Source organism: Rickettsia endosymbiont of Orchestes rusci (assembly GCF_964030945.1).
Lineage (GTDB): Bacteria > Pseudomonadota > Alphaproteobacteria > Rickettsiales > Rickettsiaceae > Rickettsia.
On record NZ_CAXIQG010000001.1, the window covers coordinates 167,868 to 187,598 of the forward strand.

Genomic DNA, 19,731 nt, shown 5'->3' on the forward strand with positions numbered 1-19,731 from the left:
ATATTGAATAAAATGTTATTCTCGTGTCTACTAAGGATATATTATGATACCCAAAATCGGTACGAAAATGTACCTAATTAATGAGTTATGTGGATAGGTAAAACTCTTGAGATGTCATTACCGCGGGGCAATGCCTGCGTGGATACTAGAATCGTCATTGCGAGGAGGCACATCGTGCCGACGCGGCAATCTAGGAAAAAATTAGTACAAAATGCATTGTTGCATGGCTCTAAAAAAGTGCCGTATGTCATTCTAGTTAAAGGCGGGAATCCAGGCTTCTTGTGTCATCCTGAAATAAATTCAGGATATATTAAAAGAGATGCTGAAACAAGTTCAGCATGACTATAATTTTTCTGGATTCCCGCCTTTATAGTTAGAATGACATCTTCAGGTAATACTGGCGTTGTTGCAGGAAATATTTTGGCTGTTTTAAGTTTTTATAACATCATTTTAGCTATCCACGCTAAATATTAATTCTTACTCTATTACTAAATTTATCAATATATTAAGTACATATAATGAACGCACCTGCAAAAGCTAAATTTCAAATAAATATCGATCTTAATAACGATAATTTGCTTACCTCTTTCGGTAAAGCCGTTTTAAGAGATCGTTACCTTTTAAAGAATGAAAATTTTCAAGAATTATTTGCTAGAGTTTCAAGTTATTATGCGGCAAATAAAGAGCATGCACAGCGATTATATGGCTATATGAGTAAAATGTGGTTCATGCCGGCAACGCCGATTTTAAGTAACGGCGGAACGGATAGAGGTTTACCCATTTCGTGTTTCTTAAATGAAACTAATGATAGTTTAGACGATATAGTAGAATTATGGACGGAAAATGTTTGGCTCGCATCACGCGGCGGCGGAATCGGTAGTTATTGGGGAAATGTTCGTTCTATCAATGAAGTAATCAGCGGTAAAGGTAATTCTTCGGGAATCATACCGTTTATTAAAGTGATGGACTCCATGACTCTTGCCATTTCACAAGGCTCTATTAGACGTGGTTCATCTGCCGTATATTTACCGATTAACCATCCGGAAATTGAGGAGTTCATCGATATAAGACGTCCGACCGGCGGCGATATTAATCGTAAAGCTCTAAATATTCATCACGGTATAGCCGTAACCGATGAATTTATGAAAGCCGTTGAGCATGATAAGGATTTTGAGCTTATTAGTCCGGCAACTAAAAAAGTCGTCAGTAAAGTTAGAGCTAGAGATTTGTGGGTTAAGTTACTAACTACCAGAATAGAGACCGGTGAGCCGTATCTGTTATTTATTGATAGTGTTAATAGAGCTATACCGGAGCATCACAAAAAACTAGGGCTGCAAGTTAAAATGTCGAATCTTTGTAGTGAAATTACCTTGCCGACGGGAATCGATCATTTGGGCAAAGCCAGAACCGCCGTTTGCTGTCTGTCTTCATTAAATTTGGAATATTTTGAAGAGTGGCAACATGATAAAGAATTTATTCCGGCTATTATGCTTTTCCTCGATAATGTGCTAGAAGATTTTATCAATAAAGCACCTGATACTATGGCAAGAGCCAAATACTCAGCCACGCGTGAGCGTAGCGTCGGCCTTGGTGTAATGGGATTCCATTCATTCCTACAATTAAAGAATGTACCGATTGAGTCGGTAATGGCGAAAGTTTGGAATAAAAAAATATTTGAGCATATAGGGGGCGAAGCCGATAAAGCTTCAATAGCTTTGGGAGAGGAGAGGGGAGCTTGCCCTGATGCGGAAGAAGTGGGAAGTAAGGAGCGTTTTAGTAATAAAACGGCGATTGCGCCGACTGCTTCAATTTCGGTTATTGCCGGCAATGCCTCACCGGGAATTGAGCCGTTTGCCGCTAATAGTTTTATTCAGAAAACTTTAACCGGTTCTTTTAACGTACGTAATAAACATTTAGAAAAGCTTTTAATGGAGAAAGGTTTTAATAATGAGCAAGTTTGGTCTTCGATTGCCACGCATGAAGGATCAGTGCAGCATTTAACATTCTTATCGAACGAAGAAAAAGAAGTGTTTAAAACTGCTTATGAGATAGATCAAAATTGGCTGATAGAGTTAGCTGCCGACAGAACGCCGCACATTTCACAAGCTCAGTCCTTAAATATTTTTCTGCCCGGTAACGTCAGTAAAAATTATTTAAATAATATCCATTTTAAAGCCTGGAAAAAGGGTGTAAAAAGTTTGTATTATTGCCGCTCGACTTCAATCCAACGAGCAGATAAAGTTTCCCATAACGTGCTTAAAGTTGATTTTAAAGATATCGAGAAAGACAATGAGAAAATTGACGATGCCGGTAAAATTGCAGAGGCAAATAAATATGACGAATGTTTAGTTTGTCAGTAAAATATAGATTTTACCGATGTCAATGTTGCGTGGATCGATAAAACCATAGTTGTCATTCCTAGCTCAAGGCGGCGTTGTTGTATGGCTCGAATTTTCGATGTCATTCCCTGCTCTCTTATGTCATTCCCGCGCAGGCGGGAATCCAGAAAATTATAGTCCTCCTGAATTTATTTCAGGATATTTTTCAAGAGATGCTGAAACAAGTTCAGCATGACAAATAAAAGTCTGGATTCCCTCTTTCGAGGGAATGACATAGGAACCTGCTTTACTCATCCATGCAACAACGCCCCGCCTTGAGCTAGGAATGACATCGAAAATTCGAGCCATGCAATAACGCCGGCTTGACCACGGTATAACACCGAAAAGTTAAAAGAATAAATAAAAGGAAATATATGTCACTACTTGATGCAAGCCCGATTTATAAACCGTTTTCCTACCCGTGGGCATATGAAGCTTGGCATACCCAGCAAAAAATTCATTGGTTGCCTGAGGAAGTACCGCTGGCTGATGACGTTAAAGATTGGAAATATAATCTCACACCCGGTGAGAAACATTTATTAACACAAATATTTCGCTTTTTTACGCAAGCCGATATTGAAGTAAATAATTGTTATATGAAACATTACTCAAGAGTATTCCAGCCGACGGAAATATTAATGATGTTATCGGCTTTTTCTAACATGGAAACAATTCATATAGCGGCTTATTCTCACTTACTTGATACGGTGGGGATGCCGGAAGTCGAATATTCAGCTTTCCTTAAATATAAGGAAATGAAAGATAAATATGATTATATGCAGCGTTTCGGTGTTGGAACAAAAGAAGATATCGCCGCTACTTTAGCCGTCTTTGGAGCTTTTACCGAAGGGCTACAATTATTCGCATCTTTCGCAATTATGCTAAATTTCCCGCGTTTTAATAAAATGAAAGGTATGGGGCAAATTATTGCCTGGTCGGTAAGAGATGAAACGTTACATACTAATTCGATTATTATGTTGTTTAAAACTTTTGTTAGAGAAAATCCGGAAGTTTGGACTGAAGAGCTTCGTAGCCGTCTTTATGAAGCATGCGCTACCATCGTGCATTTTGAAGATGCTTTTATTGAGCTGGCTTTTGAGGTAGGCGGAATTGAAGGATTAACTGCCAGGGAAGTAAGGCAATATATCCGTTATATTGCCGATCGTAGGTTAATGCAGCTGGGTCTTAAAGAAATTTATTTAGTTGATCATAATCCTTTGCCTTGGCTTGATGAAATGCTAAACGGCGTTGAACATACCAACTTTTTTGAAAACAGACCGACGGAATATACCAAAGCGGCAACTACCGGCTCTTGGGAAGAGGTCTTTGCCGAAATGGATGATAAGTAATACTCCTCTGTTTTTGGTATTGTTGCATGGATACCGGAATGTCATTGCGAGGAGGCATTGGCTTTGTTGCATGGCTCGATCTTACCCCGTCATTGCGAGGAGGGACGTAGTCTCGACGCGGCAATCCAGGAAAAAATTAGTACAAAATGTTATGTAAATTATTATTTTCGGGATTACCGCGTTCCCTTTGTTCGCGGCTTTGTTGCATGGATGGTTAAAATCGCTTAAAACTTGTCATACCGTGGTCAAGCCCACTACTGTACGAACGTTGAAAAAAGGCTGTGTCATGCCGTGACTTGATCACGGCATCCAGGAGAATAAAGCCATATTAGACTTATTTTAGAATCTTTTTATGATATTATAAGCTGGATTCCGTGGTCGTAGCCACGGAATGACAGAATTTTTACCTCTTTATTTAAACGTTCGTACACTAGTGGGTCAAGCCACGGTATGACATCGTACTTATAATAACCATAATACGGTAAATTATGAGCCATGCAACAACGCCCCGCCTTTAGCTAGAATGACACCAAAAATTCGATCCATGCAACAAAGCTTTTGGTCGCTTGCAATGACGGGTTTTATGGATTCACGCACTCGCCCCTCGTTTTACATTTCAATTTTCCAAATCATTTGAGTATTAATAACTAAATACCGGTACTAAATATTATCCTTCAACCAAATGAAAAGTTTTTTGAGAAAGCCGATATTTTCGTTTAATTCAATATGAAAAGATTCCTGTTGTTGTTTTAAGGCATGAATTTTTAGCATACCGATAATTGTGGAATAAATAGCCGGATTATAATCTTCGGCAAAGCCGTCAATAATATCCGGTTTGCCGATTCTAGCTTGTCTCTCAAAAATTCTACCGGCAAGTTCCTTTACTCCTCTAAGCATTGACCCGCCGCCGGTGATAATAGTCCGAGAAACAACCATTTGCCCTTTTGTTGCTTTATCATATTCTGTTTTTACCATGGTTAATATTTCTTCTACCCTTGGACCGATTATTTCGGTAAGCTTATAAATAGTGATTGGCGTATTAAGATTATAAGGACTATCAATTTGTAAATCTTCTAAATTGATAATAGAATCTTTGTCAAATGAAGATAATATTGCATTACCGTAGAGAATTTTTAATTTTTCTGCCGTAATAAGATCCACTCCAAAAACTTTGGCGATGTCGGAACTAATATGAAAGCTCCCTAGATACACGTGACCCGTATATATTAATTTACCGGCAAAAAAAATACCGAAGGAAGTGGTTTTATCTCCCATATCTATAATAAGAGAGCCGAGTTTTTTCTCATCTTCTGAAAGACAAGCAATTCCTGAGGCATAAATAGCGAGTATGATGTTAGTAATTTCAACGTGACATTTAGCAAAACAATTAACGATATTTGAAAGCATATTGCTATTTGCGGCTATAACATGCAGTTCGCAAGCTAATTCTTTACCGTACATGCCTATAGGGTTTTCAACCGCATTATTATCAAGGGTGAATTCTATAGGAAAATAATGAATAATTTCTTGATCTTTAATTTTAAATTCTAATAATGCTTTTTGTAGTAATTTTTTAACGTCTTGGTCTGAAACAATTATATTTGTAAGTTTTATTTTATAATTCACGTAATATGATTTAGTGGCAGCTCCCGATAAAGAGACAATTACTTTTTTGATATTTTTACCGCAATCTTTTTCCAAAGCGTAAATTGCTCCAATAAGGCTGCTCTCTGCACTTTTTAAATCTAATATAATACCTGACTTAATGCCTCTAGAATGATGTAAATTTTGGCTAACTATCTTAGTTTCGCCTTTTTTACCGATATAAGCGGCAATACAGGCAATTTTACTACTGCCGAAATCCAACGCCACAAAATTCGATATTTTATCTTTCATGTCTTATAATTAATTATTTTATATCTTCCTAAACATCTAAATTTACTACGTTTAAAGCATTCGCTTGAATAAATTGGCGTCTCGGTTCAACTATATCCCCCATTAACGTTGAAAAAATTTCTTCGGCACTGTCAATTTCCGTTACTCTTACCTGTAATAAAGTTCTGGTAGTCGGGTCAAGTGTAGTTTCCCATAATTGTTCGGAATTCATTTCGCCAAGACCTTTAAAACGTTGGACGGTTATACCTTTCTTACCGTATTCCGTAATAATATTTAACAGTTGATAAGGAGTTAATATATTAAATTCTTGGTTTTTAGTTAAAAACTTTAACTGCTTTTTGAAGATATTAGAGAAAGCAAGAGCCATTTTAGATATTTGCCCAAATTCAAAAGACTCTAATTGTTCCCGCAGTAATATTTTACTTTCCTTCAAGCCTCGACTAAAACGGAAAAATTCTACACTATTTTCATGAAGTAATACTTCCCAAACAGTTTTATCAAGTGAGATTTGCGTAGCATTTAAGATATCCAAGGCTTTTTGAAGATCAGCTTCCCTTTCCTTATTAAATATTTCGTTATTTAGCAAATTATTAATGGCTAAACTTTCGGCAATCGGGCGATTAAATTTTTTACTAGCCTGATCAAGCAAACCGTTAAATTTAATCACCTTGGTAATAAATTCTTCTAAATCTAGACCGGTTAGTTGCTCTTGGTCGGATAAGATCAGTGAGGCATCATTAATGGTTGATTTTATTAGATAATCTTGGAGTGCTTGTTCGTTTTTTAAATAAAGTTCTTGGCTGCCTTTTTTTACTTTATAAAGCGGTGGCTGCGCTATATATAAATATCCTTTATTAATAAGTTCCGGCATATGACGATAAAAAAATGTCAGCAACAAGGTTCTAATATGGGAACCGTCGACATCCGCATCGGTCATAATAACAATTTTATGATATCTAAGTTTTTCAAGCGAAAAATCCTGTACGCCTATATTAGTGCCAAGAGCAGTAATTAAAGTACCGATTTGGTCGGAATTAAGCATCTTATCGAATCTTGCCCGCTCAACATTGAGAATTTTACCGCGCAAAGGCAAAATAGCCTGAGTTTTGCTATCTCTTCCCTGTTTTGCCGTACCGCCGGCAGAATCTCCTTCTACTAAAAATAACTCAGAAAGTGCCGGGTCTTTTTCATGACAATCGGCAAGCTTACCGGGTAAATTAGATATCTCTAAAGCGGATTTCCGTCTAGTTAATTCCCTAGCTTTTCTAGCGGCTTCCCTTGCTGTTGCCGCTTCCATGATTTTATTGATAATTAATTTGGCTTCGCTAGGATGCTCTTCAAACCATTCAAGAATTTTAGTGTGTACGGCATTTTCGACTACCGGACGCACCTCGGAACTTACTAGCTTATCTTTGGTTTGCGAAGAAAATTTAGGATCGGGTACTTTAACGGACAAAACGCAAGATAAACCTTCTCGAGCATCCTCACCTATAAACTCACTTTTCATTTTTTTATCAAGTCCGGTGCTTTTAAGATAAGCGCTAATAACACGGGTCAAACCCGATTTAAAAGCACTAAGGTGAGTACCGCCGTCGCGTTGTCTGATATTATTAGTAAAGCATAAAATATTTTCATGATAAGAATCATTCCAATGCATCGCAAACTCAAGGCTAATACCGGATTCAGGGTTATTAGTATTTATCGATATACATTGATGCACGGCATGCTTAGCACGGTCTATATATTTAACATATTCTTCTACTCCGCCCGTATAATAAAATTCTACGGCCTTTAATTCTTCAAATCTATTATCGGTTAATAAAATCTTTACTCCGGAATTTAAAAAAGCCAGCTCCCGCAAACGATGTTCAATAGTTGCAAAGTCAAATTCTATTTTACTAAAAGTTTCAACTGACGGGAAAAAAGTAATTTCCGTACCTTTTCTCTCAATAGCTTCACCAAGGCAAGCAAGCGGCGCTTCTGCCGCTCCGTTATTAAACTTAATGAAATATTCTTTATTAGCGCGCCATATACGAAGCTCCAACCATTCGGATAGCGCATTTACTACCGATACGCCGACGCCGTGCAATCCTCCGGAAACTTTATAGGAGTTTTGATCGAACTTACCGCCGGCATGTAATTGCGTCATGATTACTTCAGCTGCCGAAATTCCTTCTTCTTCATGGATGTCGATAGGTATCCCGCGACCGTTATCACGCACGGTTACCGAACCGTTTTTGTTTAAAGTTACCTGAACTAAATCACAATGTCCCGCTAGAGACTCATCAATAGCGTTGTCGACTACTTCATAAATCATATGATGAAGACCGGAACCGTCATCGGTATCACCGATATACATTCCGGGTCTTTTCTTTACCGCTTCAAGACCCTTTAAAACTTTAATAGAATCGGCACTATATGATTCCTCGATAATCAATTCTTCTATAATATTTTGTTCATTATTTGACATATATCTCACATACTGATAAAACGAATCTTACAAGTATACTCAAACTTGTAGGAAGAGTAAAGTTTTCTAATAAAGTTATTAAAAGGAAAGGAATCGTCATTGCGAGGAGTAGTTGCTGCGTGGATGGTTAAAGCATGCTCGATGTCATTCCTAGCTAAAGGCGGCGTTGTTGCATGGCTCAATATTTTTGCAAAGCAATTCGGTGTCATGCCACGGTATGACACCCACTACTGTACGAACGTTGAAAAAAGGCTGTGTCATGCCGTGACTTGATCACGGCATCCAGGAAAATAAAGCCATATTAGACTTATTTTAGAATCTTTTTATGATATTATAAGCTGGATTCCGTGGTCGTAGCCACGGAATGACAGAATTTTTACCTCTTTATTTAAACGTTCGTACAGTAGTGGGTATGACACCATACTTGTAATAACCATAATACGCAATCGGCAAGGCATAATTAAATAATTTAGAGACACTAATGAATAAGTTAGATTTTAAAAATATTTTAGAAGTAGTAAATGACTACGACGTATTCTTATTTGATCTTTGGGGAGTAGTAATTGAAGGACAATATACCTACCCAAATGTTGTAGATAACATTAATAAAATAATAGCGCAAAAAAAAGTATTTTTTGTTTCAAATGCACCTCGTAATACTTTTTCTTTATTTCAAATGGTTAAATCTTGGGGACTTAACGCTACTTCAAAAATGATTATTAGCTCAGGAGAAGTAGCCGTTGAAATGATTTTAGAAAGCTTTGATCGGTTTGGTATCGAAAAGCCGATAATATATCATTTAGGTTTTGAAGAAAATGATATAATAAACGGTATACAATGCCCGATTACTAACAATATTGAAGAAGCAAATATTTTGCTTTTAACTCTTTATCGAGATGAAAGTGAAAATTTAGACTTAGACGAATTTGACGATATCCTCAAAATGTCCGTTAAACGCGGTATGATTAATCTTTGCGCTAATCCTGATATCGGTATTAACCAGCGCGGTGTATATAGATATTGTTCCGGTTATTATGCACAAAAATTAAAGCAATTCGGTGGGGAAGTAGTTTATACGGGAAAACCTTACGGCGAAATCTATAATAAAGTATTAAAGCAGTTAGATAACGTACCGAAAAACCGTATCTTGATGATCGGAGATACTTTTTATACCGATATTTTAGGAGCTAATAAACTTGGCATCGATTCTGCTTTAGTCTTAACCGGTAATGCCGAAAAATTTCATAATAAGTATCATGATTTAGATGAAAAACTAGTACAGCTAAAAATTGCCGCTGCCGAGCAGGACGTAATGCCGAGTTTTGTTATTAAGCTAAATTAGATATTTACTAGCAATATTATTTATTGATGTTAGCGTGATAATTTGCTATATCATTAAAAAAGTTGTCATTGTGAGGAAGCAATGACTGCGTGGATGGTTCAATAAAAGCAGCAGTATGTCATTCCCGCTGCTCCCTATGTCATTCCCGCGCAGGCGGGAATCCGGAAAATTATAGTCATCCTGAATTTATTTCAGGATCTTTTTCAAGAGATGCTGAAACAAGTTCAGCATGACAAAAAAAGTCTGGATTCCCGCCTGCGCGGGAATGACATCGAAAATTTGAGCCATGCAACAAGGCGTTCCGCGGCTCGCAATGACGATTCCGGTATCCACGCAGGCATTGCCTCTTTAGCTCTGACATTTCGGTTAAGCGGTCGTGGCGAAATTGGTAGACGCGCAGCATTGAGGGTGCTGTTCTGTAAAAAGATTGGAAGTTCAAATCTTCTCGACCGCACCAATTATATTATTTTGTCATTCCGTGGCTTGACCCACTACTGTACGAACGTTTAAATAAAGAGGTAAAAATTCTGTCATTCCGTGGCTACGACCACGGAATCCAGCTTATAATATCATAAAAAGATTCTAAAATAAGTCTAATATGGCTTTATTTTCCTGGATGCCGTGATCAAGTCACGGCATGACACAGCCTTTTTTCAACGTTCGTACAGTAGTGGGCTTGACCACGGCATCCAGTCTTTTTATTAAGGCTTTTTCCGGATACCGTGGTCAAGCGGTGTTGTTGCATGGATAAGAAATTGCCATAAAAAGGGTGTCATTCCCGCGAAAGCGAGAATCCAGCTTTTTTTGTCATGCTGAACTTGTTTCAGCATCTCTTGAAAAATATCCTGAAATAAATTCAGGATGACTTAAAAAGTATTTTTCTGGATTCCCGCCTTTAGCTAGAATGATACCGAGAGCGTTTTTAACCATCCATGCAACAACGCCGGCTTGATTACGGAATGACATTTTTTGACCTTTGCCCATTAAGTTAACACCAAGCGTCTTTAGACCTTGTGAAGTTTTCTAAAATAACTTAATTTTGGCTCTTTTTTGCTGTAAATTATAAGATTTTTTTGAAATATGAATAACTATTCCTGCAAAAATCTTATTAATGTTCGCTAAAAAACATCTCAAAATATAAATTAATGAGAAAATTTCACAAGGTCTAGCTAGTAGGTAAAAAATTATGCCTAATATGTTCAAAAGCATATTACCTGATCATCATGATCATTTTGCTGAAATTTTTGATCAAATTAATGATCTTTTAGATGATAAGCAATTTGCTGCTGCGGCAAAAATGCTATCAGAATTGCATTATGCTGATTTGGCTGATTTTTTAGATAACGTCAACAACAGAACCTACAAAAAAATTCTTCCTTTTTTAAAAGATACTATAAAACCGGAAACATTAGTATGGTTAAATGCTAATAGTAAGCCTTTAGTAATAGAAGCACTCGGCATACAAAAAACTACGGAATTAATTAATAAGCTGGTTATAGAAGACGCTATTGAAGTAATAATAGATTTGGACGATGATACAAAACAGCTAATTTTAAACGGGCTTAGTAAAGAAAAAAGGCAACAAATTGCGGAAGGGTGTACTTATCCGGAAAATACCGTCGGTAGAGTAATCGAAAGAGACTTTATTAACCTTCAAGAAAATTGGACTGTCGGAGAATCGATAAATTTTATTAAACACAAAAAACAAGATTTCCACGCGGCTATCGTAACCGATAATAAATCTCGTCCCGTAGGTATTATATTACTCAGTACTTTACTTAAACACGAAAATGAAGAATTAATAAAGGATTTAATAAATAAAGACTTTAAGCTTGCAGATGCTTTTACGGATTTAAATGAGCTAAGCTTTATTTTTAGGCAATATGCGCTAACTATAGTACCGGTAGTAAATAAAAGCGGGAAATTAGTAGGTAGCGTATCGATAAATAATATAATTTATATTATTGAGGAACAAGCCGAAAAAGATATCTTATCGCTTAGCGGTGTTCATACTCAAGATACTTTCTTTAATTTATTTTATACGGTTAAACATCGTTTTCCTTGGTTATTCGTTAATTTGATTACTGCCTGCATGACCTCGCTTATTATCAATCACTTTAACGATACTATCTCAAAACTTGTAGCACTTGTAGTTATCATGCCGATCGTTGCCTCGATGGGAGGAAATGCCGGAACGCAGGCTATGACCGTCACGGTGAGAGCTTTAGCTAACAAAGATATTCATTATAATAATTTTAGTAAAGTAATATTAAAAGAAATTGCCGTTTGCGGTTTTAACGGTTTTGTTCTTGCTTTTATCGGCGCAGGGTTAAGTTTTGTGATGTTACTTGATACAAATCTTAGCATAATTTTTGCTATTGCCGTTATTTTAAATTTTCTTGTTGCCGGATTGTTCGGCTCGGCTATACCTATAGCATTACATTATTTTGACATAGATCCTGCTGCCGGCTCCGGTGTTTTTCTCACCACTATAACGGATGCGTTCGGCTTTTTAACTTTCTTAAGCCTAGCTTATGCTTTTTTGGTGTAACCTGCACCATTTTAATATAGACCTCTCTGGTTTTATTCCTGCGGTGTCATGTCGGTGGCGACAACACCAATAACGTTCGAGAATGACATTGACAAATTAGAATTATTTAATTATAAATACTTATTATTTAGAAATTTCATTTTTCGTTCGGTATAAAATTATATGAAGCGTACATTTCAACCAAGTAATTTAGTAAGAAAGAGAAGACACGGTTTTAGAGCAAGAATGGCTACTGTCGCAGGAAGAGAAATATTAAGAAAGCGCCGTGCCAAAGGTAGAAAAAAATTATCTGCCTAATAAATTGTTTATTACTTCATTAAAAAATCAAAAAGAATTTGAGCTTGTAAATAAGCGCGGTAAAAAGCTGCATGGGAAATATTTTATTTTAGTAATAGTAAAAAATTTCTCTGCCCTCCTTAATAACTGCCAAAACACTATTTTTTTAGGAATAAAAGTTAGTAAAAAACTAGATAAAAGAGCAGTAATTCGCAATAAAATCAAAAGACGTATAAAGCATTTAACAAGACTTATTATTAATAACCCTAAATTTAAAATAACTAATTTAGGTATGATAATAATCCCTCGAAAAGGCTTTGATAAAGTAGATTTTTCTATTTTAACCCATGAGTTAAACAAACTAATTTTTCAGAATCTTTAGATGATAGTTCTTAAGCCCAATCATTCAATTATTGAAGATTTGAAAATAAGCCTGAAATAATAATGATTGGCGTTGTTGCATGGATGGTTAAAATCGCTTAAAACTTGTCATACCGTGGTCAAGCAACTAGATGACACCGTACTTATAATAACCATAATACGGTAAATTATTAGCCATGCAACAATGCTTCCAGTCGCTCGCAATGACGATTCCGGTAGCCATGCAACAATGCTATAACGATTTAAAAAACGAATATTTATTTTTTAACCTCTCATTCTCAATTTTTTGTTTGTTTTTTTCTCTTTTTGCTTATTTAAAGTATCATTTTGATTAGTTTTTAGAGTTTTTGTTAAATCTATAACCTCTTTCTTATTATTTCTATTCCGCTTATTTAAAATATCTTTTGTGTCTTCAAAAAATTTAGGATTAGCTTCCATAGCTTTTGTTAAATTTGTATATTCTTGAGCCTTAGTAGGGTACTCATAAAATGGATTCAGTCCTTTAGTAAAATCTTTTATATAATTTTCCTCACTGTTATCTATATACCGCTCTTTTCTTGTCAAAAATGCTTTTAGCCCATCGTTATTTATTTCTTCTTCAAATTCTTTTTTGATTTCACGAAACTTTTCTTGTTTATCGGTATCTTTCATTCCCCGGTAATTTTTATCTGTTATTAGCTTTTTTAAAGCTAATGTTTGAATAGTTTGTTCTTTTGTAAATTCTTCCAATTGTTTTAAATTTTTATAATTCGGGGTATCTTGTTTTTTAAACTCTTCATTTATATTTAATTTAAATATTTTTTGAACGTCATTTCTTTCTTTTTCACTAAGCCCGTCGGTAATTAAAGATATACTAGTCATTACACCGTAGCCGGTAGCTTTTAAAATAGCGATTACGTTACCGCTAACTCCTTCAATAATACCGGCTGCAATATAAGCTGCTCCACCTATATTATCTGCTAGCACTCGGCCGGTGCTTGATAAATTTTTTGAATTTATATTATATTTATTTTTATTGGGATTTTTCTGTTCTATTTGTTGCGGTATATATAATTCATTTTTTAAAGCATTTTTTAAGCCGGCTTCTAAAGATAAGATATAATTTTGCGTAGTTTTAGCATTTCTATTCTGAACTAATAAGTTATTTTCCTTATGAAGTTTACGTAAAGAGTGTATCTTTAAAGTTTTGTTTACCGCTTGAATTCCTACCCCTATTGCCGCTATACTTGCTACTGCTATAATTAAGGGAGATATAGGCATAAAAATTCCGGTAAGCGCAATTGCAGCGCCTCCAAGAGACAGCACATAGTTAAAACTATTGCTGAATAAAATTTTACCTACTTTACTATTTTTAAAAAACTCCCATTTAGGCTTTATTTTAGCAAATATCTGACCGATTTTTGATTTTTTTTCCGGGATAGTGTTTTCAAAATTGCTAGTTTGTGATTTTTTTAAAGGTAAGTTTTTTCTGCTTGGTAAGGCTAAATCGTCTTTACTCCTTTTTTCAACAATTGTTGCTTTAAGCTTTGAGATTTTTTTTTGATTTTCAATTTCTAAATCATCGATTGTGTTTTTTTTCAAATTCTTTATTTTAGTCATTGAATTAATAACCTCTATAATCTAAATTATAACAAATTATAATAGGCTCCTAAAATTTTATAATCAAATAAATACAGTAAATTATTAGTAGATTTTAATTATTAAAATGTTACTCAACCTAAAATATACAAATAAATGTCCGGAAAAGAATTAAACAAAATCGTTGCGGCTGTCTTGTTGGCTAGTTTAATTGCAATGATGGTAGGATTTATTGCGAATATACTTTATAAACCAAATTTACAAGCCTCGCATCGAGGTTATAGCGTCGCGGTAGATGAATCGCCTTCATCTCAAATTAATGCAGAGGCTGCAGAGGCGGTAATAAATATACCGGAATTAATGAAAAATGCTAATGCCGACAACGGTAAAGAAATAGCAAAAAAATGCTTAGTATGCCACTCTTTAGATAAGGATGGACCAAATAAAATAGGTCCTCATCTTTGGGATGTTGCAGGGCGTCCGAAAGCTAGCATAGAAGATTATAAATATTCCGGTGCATTAACTAAAATCGGCGGCGTATGGGATGATGATAGTCTATTTTCTTTTTTGCATAAGCCGAGTAAATACGCGCCGGGGACGAAAATGTCTTTTATAGGGTTATCAAAACCGCAAGACGTAGCCGATGTTATATTATTCTTAAAAACATATGTCCATGATAAGTAACTATTTTGATGTCATTACTACATAGGCGTGGCGTTGCTGCATGGATCGAAAATTGCTATATTTTTGGTATTCTTTAAAAGTACCGTGATATCATGCCGTGGCTTGACCACGGCATCCAGTCAGGCTTTTTAATTTTTTCTGGATACCGTGGTCAAGCCCACTACTGTACGAACGTTTAAATAAAGAGGTAAAAATTCTGTCATTCCGTGGCTACGACCACTTCAGTCCAGCTTATAATATCATAAAAAGATTCTAAAATAAGTCTAATATGGCTTTATTTTCCTGGATGCCGTGATCAAGTCACGGCATGACACAGCCTTTTTTCAACGTTCGTACAGTAGTGGGTCAAGCCACGGTATGACACCGTACTTATAATAACCATAATACGGTAAATTATTAGCCACGCAACAACACCCATAGGTGTTGTTGTGTGGATAGTTAAAAGCATCTTCTAGGGTTACCGACTAACTTTATAATATAGGATAGATAAATTAAAATGTTCAATATCTCACTAACGGAATTATGGTTAATAATAGGAGTAATTTGTTTCATTATAGAATTTGGTGCTGCTCCTAATATCGGGTTTTTATTTTTTGGTTTCGGCGCATTATCAAATGCTATCGTAACATATAATTATCCTATTTTATTAAAAGAGCAATTAACAATTTTCGGCTTACTATCTTTGTTATGGTTTATTATATTATGGCGACCTCTTAAAAAATATATTTATAAAAATAGTAACCTAAAACAAAGTAATTATTCTGATATGATTAACAAAGAAGTAGAAGTTTATAGCCCTACAATCTCTTCCGGCCAAATGGGACAAGTAAAATGGTCGGGGGTTATTATGAATGCTTTATTAGAAGAAAGTGAGCGGGAAGAAGCTAAAGCAGGCGATAGGATTTTTATTGCGGAGGTACAAGGTAATATATTAATTTGCTCAAGAACTAGTAATTTAAAATGATTCGATGTATTTTTGCGTAGATAGCTGAGGCTCATCATTGCGCGGAGGCAAAGCGTTGTTGTATGACTACCGGAATCGTCATTGCGAGCATTTGTGAGCTTTGTTGCATGGCTCGAATTTTTGATGTCATTCTAGCTAAAAGCGGGAATCCAGAAAAGTATTTAAGCGAATTATATAGTAAATTTTTATATAATTTTGTTTATTTTAAGTATTTTTTTTAGATTCCCGCTTTTAGCTAGAATGACATACGGCACTTTTTTAGAGCCATGAAACAAAGCCCCGCCTGCGCGGGAATGACATACTGCTGCTTTTATCGAGCCAGGTTTTTATACTGATTTTATTAATTGATTGGATTCTATAAACAAATTTATGAAAGAAACTTTTAATGTTAGTAAGCTTAATAACGGCTTAACTATCCTTACCTATAATATGCCTTATGTAAATTCGGTAGCGATAAATTTAATTGCCAAAGTCGGCAGTCGCTTTGAAACTCATGCAGAAGAAGGTATCTCTCATTTTCTTGAGCATATGGCGTTTAAAGGTACAAAAACGAGAAACGCTAAACAAATTGCCGAAGAATTTGACGAGATAGGGGGGCATTTCAACGCCTATACCGGTCATGAGCAAACAATATATTACTCGAAAGTGTTACCGGAAAACTGCCGTAAAGCTCTAGAGATATTGGCGGATATAATCCAAAATTCTACTTTTGCCGAAGAAGAAATCGCTAAAGAATATCAAGTAATTTTACAAGAAATTGCGCATAGCCAAGATAATCCCGATGATCTAATATATGAGAAATTTTATAATAGCGTTTATAAGGATCAGCCGCTGGGGAAGCCTATTTTAGGAACTAGTAAAACTCTCGCTACTTTTAATAAAAAACATTTTTCTAACTTTATCGATAAACATTATACCGCGCAAAATCTTTACTTATCGGTAGCGGGCAATATCACCCACGAGGAAATAATAAAGACGGCAGAACAATTATTTTCTTCTTTAAAACAAGGAACGAGTAATAATTTTGAGCCGGCAAGATATGTCGGCGGTTATTGTCCCGTTATCAAAGATTTAGAACAGACTACTTTAATATTAGGCTTTGAAGGGGTAGGATATCTTAATATGCAACAACTTTATCAAGCCCAGCTACTCGCTTTAATATTTGGCGGCGGTATGTCGTCAAGATTATTTCAGCAAATTAGGGAAAAATTAGGTTTAGCCTATGGAGTAGGCAGTTATAATAGTTCTTATTGCGATAGCGGTGTATTTACTATTTATGCTTCCACCGCTCATGATAAATTAGAATTATTAAGTACGGAATTGATAAATGAAATAAAGAAAATTATGGAATCGGTGCAGGAATCTGAAATTATTAGGGCTAAAACGCAATTAAGAAGTAATATTTACATGGCTCAGGAAAAACCTGCTTACAAATCTGAGGAAATCGGTAAAAATTATGCTATTTTTAATAAATATATATCTATAGAGGAAACTATGGAGCTTATTATGAATATAACAGCCGCAGATATTCTAAAGATAGCTGGCAAAATATTTGTGACGATCCCGACGCTTGGAATCATCGGACCGGAAGTTAAAAATGTTGATTATTATAAAACGTTATGCTCTCATGGTTTTAAGAATTGAACGTCATTGCGAGCGACTATAGGCGTTTAACGATCCAAGCAACAATGCTGCGCAAGGATGACATCGATAGTGCTTTTAACTGTCTGCATAACAATATACAAAAAAATTTTTAATAAAATGAAAAAAATACTTTATCAAGGTTCTCGTAAATCCCTATACACTTCTGAAGAAGATTTTCTTATTATCATGGCTTTCACCGATAAGACTATTTTAGAAAACGGAGAAATTATTGATACTTCCGGTAAAGGAGTGCTTAATAATAATATTTCTTCTTTTATTATGGGTAAGCTCGATATGCTCGGAATTGAAAATCATTTTATAGAAAAACTAAATATGCGAGAGCAATTAATCCAATATGTGGAAGTTTTTCCGATGCAATTATCAATTTCTTCCGTTGCTTGCGGTAGATTTGTTAAGGAATTTAGTATGGAAGAAGGGTATGTATTTGATAAACCGATTATTGATTTTAAAGTTAGGAGTCGCGAGTTAAACTATCCTATCGTTAATGAATATCAAATATTAAATTTCGGTTGGTTAACCAAAGCTGAAATTTCCGCCGTAAAAAAGCAAGCTATCCGAATATTTGATTTTTTAAGCGGCTTATTTACCGGCATCGGTATTAGGCTTGTTGAATGTACGCTTGAATTCGGTAGAGTATTTAACGGCGAAGAAACTATAATAATGTTAACCGATGAGATTAGTCCGGATAATTGCCGATTGTGGCAAGCCAATAATAACGAGAAACTTGGTTTTGAACTACTTCACGAGGACCCAAACAAAGCTTTTGAATCATATCAGTTAATAGCCGATCTTTTGAAGGAAAGAAATTAATAGGAGGGATTTATTTTGATCAAGCATATTGTGTTATTTAAATTTGCTGCTAATGTTACTGATAAACAAATAGAGCAGGCATTACAAAAATTAGGAAATTTAAAAAATACTTATATTCCGCAGATTAAATCTTTTAGCTTTGGAAAAAATTCTAGTCCCGAAAATTTAAATAAAGGATTTAATTACGTTTTTATAATGGAGTTTCTTAATTCAAAAGATAGAGCCGAGTATTTAAAGCATCCTGATCATATTAAAATTGCTAACGAGGATATTATGCCTTTAACGGAAGATGGTATAAATTCAGTAATAGTGTTTGATTATGCTTCAGAAAAAGATAAAAGCTTTGGACCGGCTTTTAAAGAGGCTATTTTATCCGGTAAATCTAAATAAGCTGCTATAGCTAAGAATAATGTTAAATGATCTGTGATATTTAGTTCTGAGGTTAGTTCCTCATAGATTTGATAATTAAGCAATTCTGTAAATTTCTTAAATATCTTGACTATTTCTAAAGAAGGATGGGCGTTAAAAGCATTTTTTAGTATTTTGATTTTTTTATTGTTATTGATATTAGAATTTAAAGTTAAATAAAGCTCTAATATTTTCGGAGTTACGCAATTCAAGCTTAAGGCTAACTCTAAATAATCAATTGCGCCTTCAGTATGATTATTCTCTACCATCATTTTTGCTGCCGATAAGTAATATTCGGCGATTTCCGAATTCATCATCGCAAATTTGGATTTATTAAGCTTTGCAAGCTTGGCTACCACAAAAGTAAATTTCTCCCATAATGCAAGTTTTCCGTAGCAATTAATAAGAATCTCTAAAACTGCACTATCAAATTCATTTAAATTATAAGCTTTACTAGCGTAGCCTTCTGCTTCTTGGTAAAAACTTTTACGGTAAAATAATATAGCGAGGTTTTTAGCGGCAAAAAACGTAAATGGTTTAGATGTTTCTAATTCTTCAAAATAGGCAATTTTTTTACTTATTTCTTCCTCGGTTTTAGCTAAAATTAAAATATAAAGCTCTCTATTTTCTTTTTTTATAGGTAAAGAAATTTTTCTCGCGATAGCACCGGCTTTACTTTTATTATCGATAATATATTCCGATATTGATCTAACAAGAGAATATTGATTATTGTTAATTTTTCGTGTAGTAAAAATATCTTGTATTTTTGACGGTAAATCGATAATTAATATTAAAATTTTAATGACAATAAAACTTATGAGTAATAACAAAATCCCGAAAGTAAGAAGTGAAAAAAACGTAGTTTCTATATGATAATCGTATAAGGTCAAAACGACTTGTGAGTCAAGCGTTTCAATAACGGAAAATCCAAGATAGAGAAGCAGAAAGATAATACAAATTGCGAGGAGTCTGAACATAT

Annotated in this window: 26 protein-coding genes and 1 tRNA gene; 16 read left to right on the plus strand and 11 right to left on the minus strand. The window is 35.0% G+C overall.

The genetic code is table 11. The features are described 5' to 3' along the window. Positions 1-111: 111 nt before the first annotated feature. Positions 112-342 carry a hypothetical protein gene (locus tag AAHM91_RS00795; protein WP_342269552.1) on the plus strand — a complete coding sequence of 77 codons (231 nt, stop codon included), beginning with the start codon at positions 112-114 and terminating at the stop codon, positions 340-342. Between the two features lie 176 nt (positions 343-518). Further along, entirely contained in the window at positions 519-2,360 is a 1,842-nt protein-coding gene (locus AAHM91_RS00800; RefSeq protein WP_253307445.1) for a ribonucleoside-diphosphate reductase subunit alpha, read from the plus strand. A gap of 150 nt (positions 2,361-2,510) precedes the next feature. Here AAHM91_RS00800 and AAHM91_RS00805 read toward each other — a convergent pair whose 3' ends face one another. After that, positions 2,511-2,687, minus strand: coding sequence for a hypothetical protein (locus AAHM91_RS00805; RefSeq protein WP_342269553.1), 177 nt, complete (start codon positions 2,685-2,687; stop codon positions 2,511-2,513). Positions 2,688-2,752: 65 nt separating this feature from the next. Between AAHM91_RS00805 and AAHM91_RS00810 the strand changes: the two genes are divergently transcribed. Both AAHM91_RS00810 and AAHM91_RS00815 read left to right on the plus strand, forming a co-directional pair. Beyond that, complete coding sequence (locus AAHM91_RS00810) at positions 2,753-3,727, plus strand: ribonucleotide-diphosphate reductase subunit beta (protein ID WP_253307446.1); 975 nt, start codon at positions 2,753-2,755, stop codon at positions 3,725-3,727. Continuing rightward, entirely contained in the window at positions 3,717-3,884 is a 168-nt protein-coding gene (locus tag AAHM91_RS00815; RefSeq protein WP_342269554.1) for a hypothetical protein, read from the plus strand. The genes AAHM91_RS00810 and AAHM91_RS00815 overlap by 11 nt, the downstream gene beginning before the upstream one ends. A 193-nt stretch (positions 3,885-4,077) precedes the next feature. Here the strand turns inward: AAHM91_RS00815 and AAHM91_RS00820 are convergent, their stop codons facing one another. From AAHM91_RS00820 to AAHM91_RS00840, 5 genes are all read right to left on the minus strand, one after another. Continuing rightward, complete coding sequence (locus tag AAHM91_RS00820) at positions 4,078-4,224, minus strand: hypothetical protein (RefSeq protein ID WP_342269555.1); 147 nt, start codon at positions 4,222-4,224, stop codon at positions 4,078-4,080. 163 nt (positions 4,225-4,387) lie between these two features. Further along, positions 4,388-5,623 (minus strand): cell division protein FtsA, encoded by a 1,236-nt coding sequence (ftsA, locus tag AAHM91_RS00825; RefSeq protein WP_342269556.1) that lies wholly within the window; start codon positions 5,621-5,623, stop codon positions 4,388-4,390. A 28-nt stretch (positions 5,624-5,651) separates the two neighbouring features. Then, positions 5,652-8,093 carry a DNA topoisomerase (ATP-hydrolyzing) subunit B gene (gyrB, locus tag AAHM91_RS00830; protein ID WP_253307448.1) on the minus strand — a complete coding sequence of 814 codons (2,442 nt, stop codon included), beginning with the start codon at positions 8,091-8,093 and terminating at the stop codon, positions 5,652-5,654. 5 nt (positions 8,094-8,098) lie between these two features. Next, positions 8,099-8,302 (minus strand): hypothetical protein, encoded by a 204-nt coding sequence (locus AAHM91_RS00835; protein ID WP_342269557.1) that lies wholly within the window; start codon positions 8,300-8,302, stop codon positions 8,099-8,101. Between the two features lie 114 nt (positions 8,303-8,416). Further along, positions 8,417-8,572 (minus strand): hypothetical protein, encoded by a 156-nt coding sequence (locus tag AAHM91_RS00840; protein ID WP_342269558.1) that lies wholly within the window; start codon positions 8,570-8,572, stop codon positions 8,417-8,419. Positions 8,573-8,574: 2 nt separating this feature from the next. Here AAHM91_RS00840 and AAHM91_RS00845 point away from each other — a divergent pair, with 2 nt between their 5' ends. Further along, complete coding sequence (locus AAHM91_RS00845; RefSeq protein ID WP_253307450.1) at positions 8,575-9,435, plus strand: TIGR01459 family HAD-type hydrolase; 861 nt, start codon at positions 8,575-8,577, stop codon at positions 9,433-9,435. 89 nt (positions 9,436-9,524) lie between these two features. After that, positions 9,525-9,668, plus strand: a complete 144-nt coding sequence (locus AAHM91_RS00850; RefSeq protein ID WP_342269559.1) for a hypothetical protein — start codon at positions 9,525-9,527, stop codon at positions 9,666-9,668. On the opposite strand, the gene AAHM91_RS00855 is transcribed toward AAHM91_RS00850, so the two are convergent. Then, a complete protein-coding gene (locus AAHM91_RS00855) occupies positions 9,611-9,838 on the minus strand; it encodes a hypothetical protein (RefSeq protein WP_342269560.1) in 228 nt (75 codons plus the stop codon). The two genes, AAHM91_RS00850 and AAHM91_RS00855, sit on opposite strands and share 58 nt — an antisense overlap. On the opposite strand from AAHM91_RS00855, the gene AAHM91_RS00860 reads away from it, so the two are divergent. Beyond that, a tRNA-Leu gene (locus AAHM91_RS00860) sits at positions 9,806-9,892 on the plus strand. The two genes, AAHM91_RS00855 and AAHM91_RS00860, sit on opposite strands and share 33 nt — an antisense overlap. 350 nt (positions 9,893-10,242) lie before the next feature. Here the strand turns inward: AAHM91_RS00860 and AAHM91_RS00865 are convergent. Next, positions 10,243-10,401 (minus strand): hypothetical protein, encoded by a 159-nt coding sequence (locus AAHM91_RS00865; protein ID WP_341792864.1) that lies wholly within the window; start codon positions 10,399-10,401, stop codon positions 10,243-10,245. A gap of 220 nt (positions 10,402-10,621) precedes the next feature. Between AAHM91_RS00865 and mgtE the strand changes: the two genes are divergently transcribed. The 3 genes from mgtE (at position 10,622) to rnpA (ending at position 12,644) form a co-directional block, all read left to right on the plus strand. After that, entirely contained in the window at positions 10,622-11,986 is a 1,365-nt protein-coding gene (gene mgtE, locus AAHM91_RS00870; RefSeq protein ID WP_342269561.1) for a magnesium transporter, read from the plus strand. Positions 11,987-12,148: 162 nt separating this feature from the next. Further along, entirely contained in the window at positions 12,149-12,283 is a 135-nt protein-coding gene (rpmH, locus tag AAHM91_RS00875) for a 50S ribosomal protein L34 (protein WP_253307453.1), read from the plus strand. A gap of 4 nt (positions 12,284-12,287) precedes the next feature. Next, positions 12,288-12,644: a ribonuclease P protein component gene (gene rnpA, locus AAHM91_RS00880; RefSeq protein ID WP_253310021.1), complete on the plus strand. Its 357-nt coding sequence runs from the start codon at positions 12,288-12,290 to the stop codon at positions 12,642-12,644. 263 nt (positions 12,645-12,907) lie between these two features. Here the strand turns inward: rnpA and AAHM91_RS00885 are convergent, their stop codons facing one another. After that, positions 12,908-14,242 carry a hypothetical protein gene (locus AAHM91_RS00885; protein ID WP_342269562.1) on the minus strand — a complete coding sequence of 445 codons (1,335 nt, stop codon included), beginning with the start codon at positions 14,240-14,242 and terminating at the stop codon, positions 12,908-12,910. 135 nt (positions 14,243-14,377) lie between these two features. Here AAHM91_RS00885 and AAHM91_RS00890 point away from each other — a divergent pair, with 135 nt between their 5' ends. Further along, positions 14,378-14,905 carry a c-type cytochrome gene (locus AAHM91_RS00890; protein ID WP_341792861.1) on the plus strand — a complete coding sequence of 176 codons (528 nt, stop codon included), beginning with the start codon at positions 14,378-14,380 and terminating at the stop codon, positions 14,903-14,905. 295 nt (positions 14,906-15,200) lie between these two features. Here the strand turns inward: AAHM91_RS00890 and AAHM91_RS00895 are convergent, their stop codons facing one another. Then, a complete protein-coding gene (locus tag AAHM91_RS00895; protein ID WP_342269563.1) occupies positions 15,201-15,353 on the minus strand; it encodes a hypothetical protein in 153 nt (50 codons plus the stop codon). A gap of 48 nt (positions 15,354-15,401) precedes the next feature. On the opposite strand from AAHM91_RS00895, the gene AAHM91_RS00900 reads away from it, so the two are divergent. The 5 genes from AAHM91_RS00900 to AAHM91_RS00920 all read left to right on the plus strand — a co-directional run bounded on the left by AAHM91_RS00900 (position 15,402) and on the right by AAHM91_RS00920 (position 18,734). Continuing rightward, positions 15,402-15,869, plus strand: a complete 468-nt coding sequence (locus tag AAHM91_RS00900) for an NfeD family protein (RefSeq protein ID WP_253307456.1) — start codon at positions 15,402-15,404, stop codon at positions 15,867-15,869. 62 nt (positions 15,870-15,931) lie between these two features. Further along, positions 15,932-16,090 (plus strand): hypothetical protein, encoded by a 159-nt coding sequence (locus AAHM91_RS00905; RefSeq protein WP_342269564.1) that lies wholly within the window; start codon positions 15,932-15,934, stop codon positions 16,088-16,090. 148 nt (positions 16,091-16,238) lie between these two features. Then, entirely contained in the window at positions 16,239-17,513 is a 1,275-nt protein-coding gene (locus tag AAHM91_RS00910; protein WP_253307457.1) for a M16 family metallopeptidase, read from the plus strand. A 117-nt stretch (positions 17,514-17,630) separates the two neighbouring features. Continuing rightward, complete coding sequence (locus AAHM91_RS00915) at positions 17,631-18,344, plus strand: phosphoribosylaminoimidazolesuccinocarboxamide synthase (protein ID WP_253307458.1); 714 nt, start codon at positions 17,631-17,633, stop codon at positions 18,342-18,344. 15 nt (positions 18,345-18,359) lie between these two features. Beyond that, the gene (locus tag AAHM91_RS00920; RefSeq protein ID WP_253307459.1) at positions 18,360-18,734 is read left to right on the plus strand and encodes a Dabb family protein; all 375 of its coding nucleotides are present in this window, start codon (positions 18,360-18,362) and stop codon (positions 18,732-18,734) included. On the opposite strand, the gene AAHM91_RS00925 is transcribed toward AAHM91_RS00920, so the two are convergent. After that, the gene (locus AAHM91_RS00925; protein WP_253307460.1) at positions 18,662-19,729 is read right to left on the minus strand and encodes a tetratricopeptide repeat protein; all 1,068 of its coding nucleotides are present in this window, start codon (positions 19,727-19,729) and stop codon (positions 18,662-18,664) included. The genes AAHM91_RS00920 and AAHM91_RS00925 overlap by 73 nt on opposite strands. Positions 19,730-19,731: the final 2 nt, after the last annotated feature.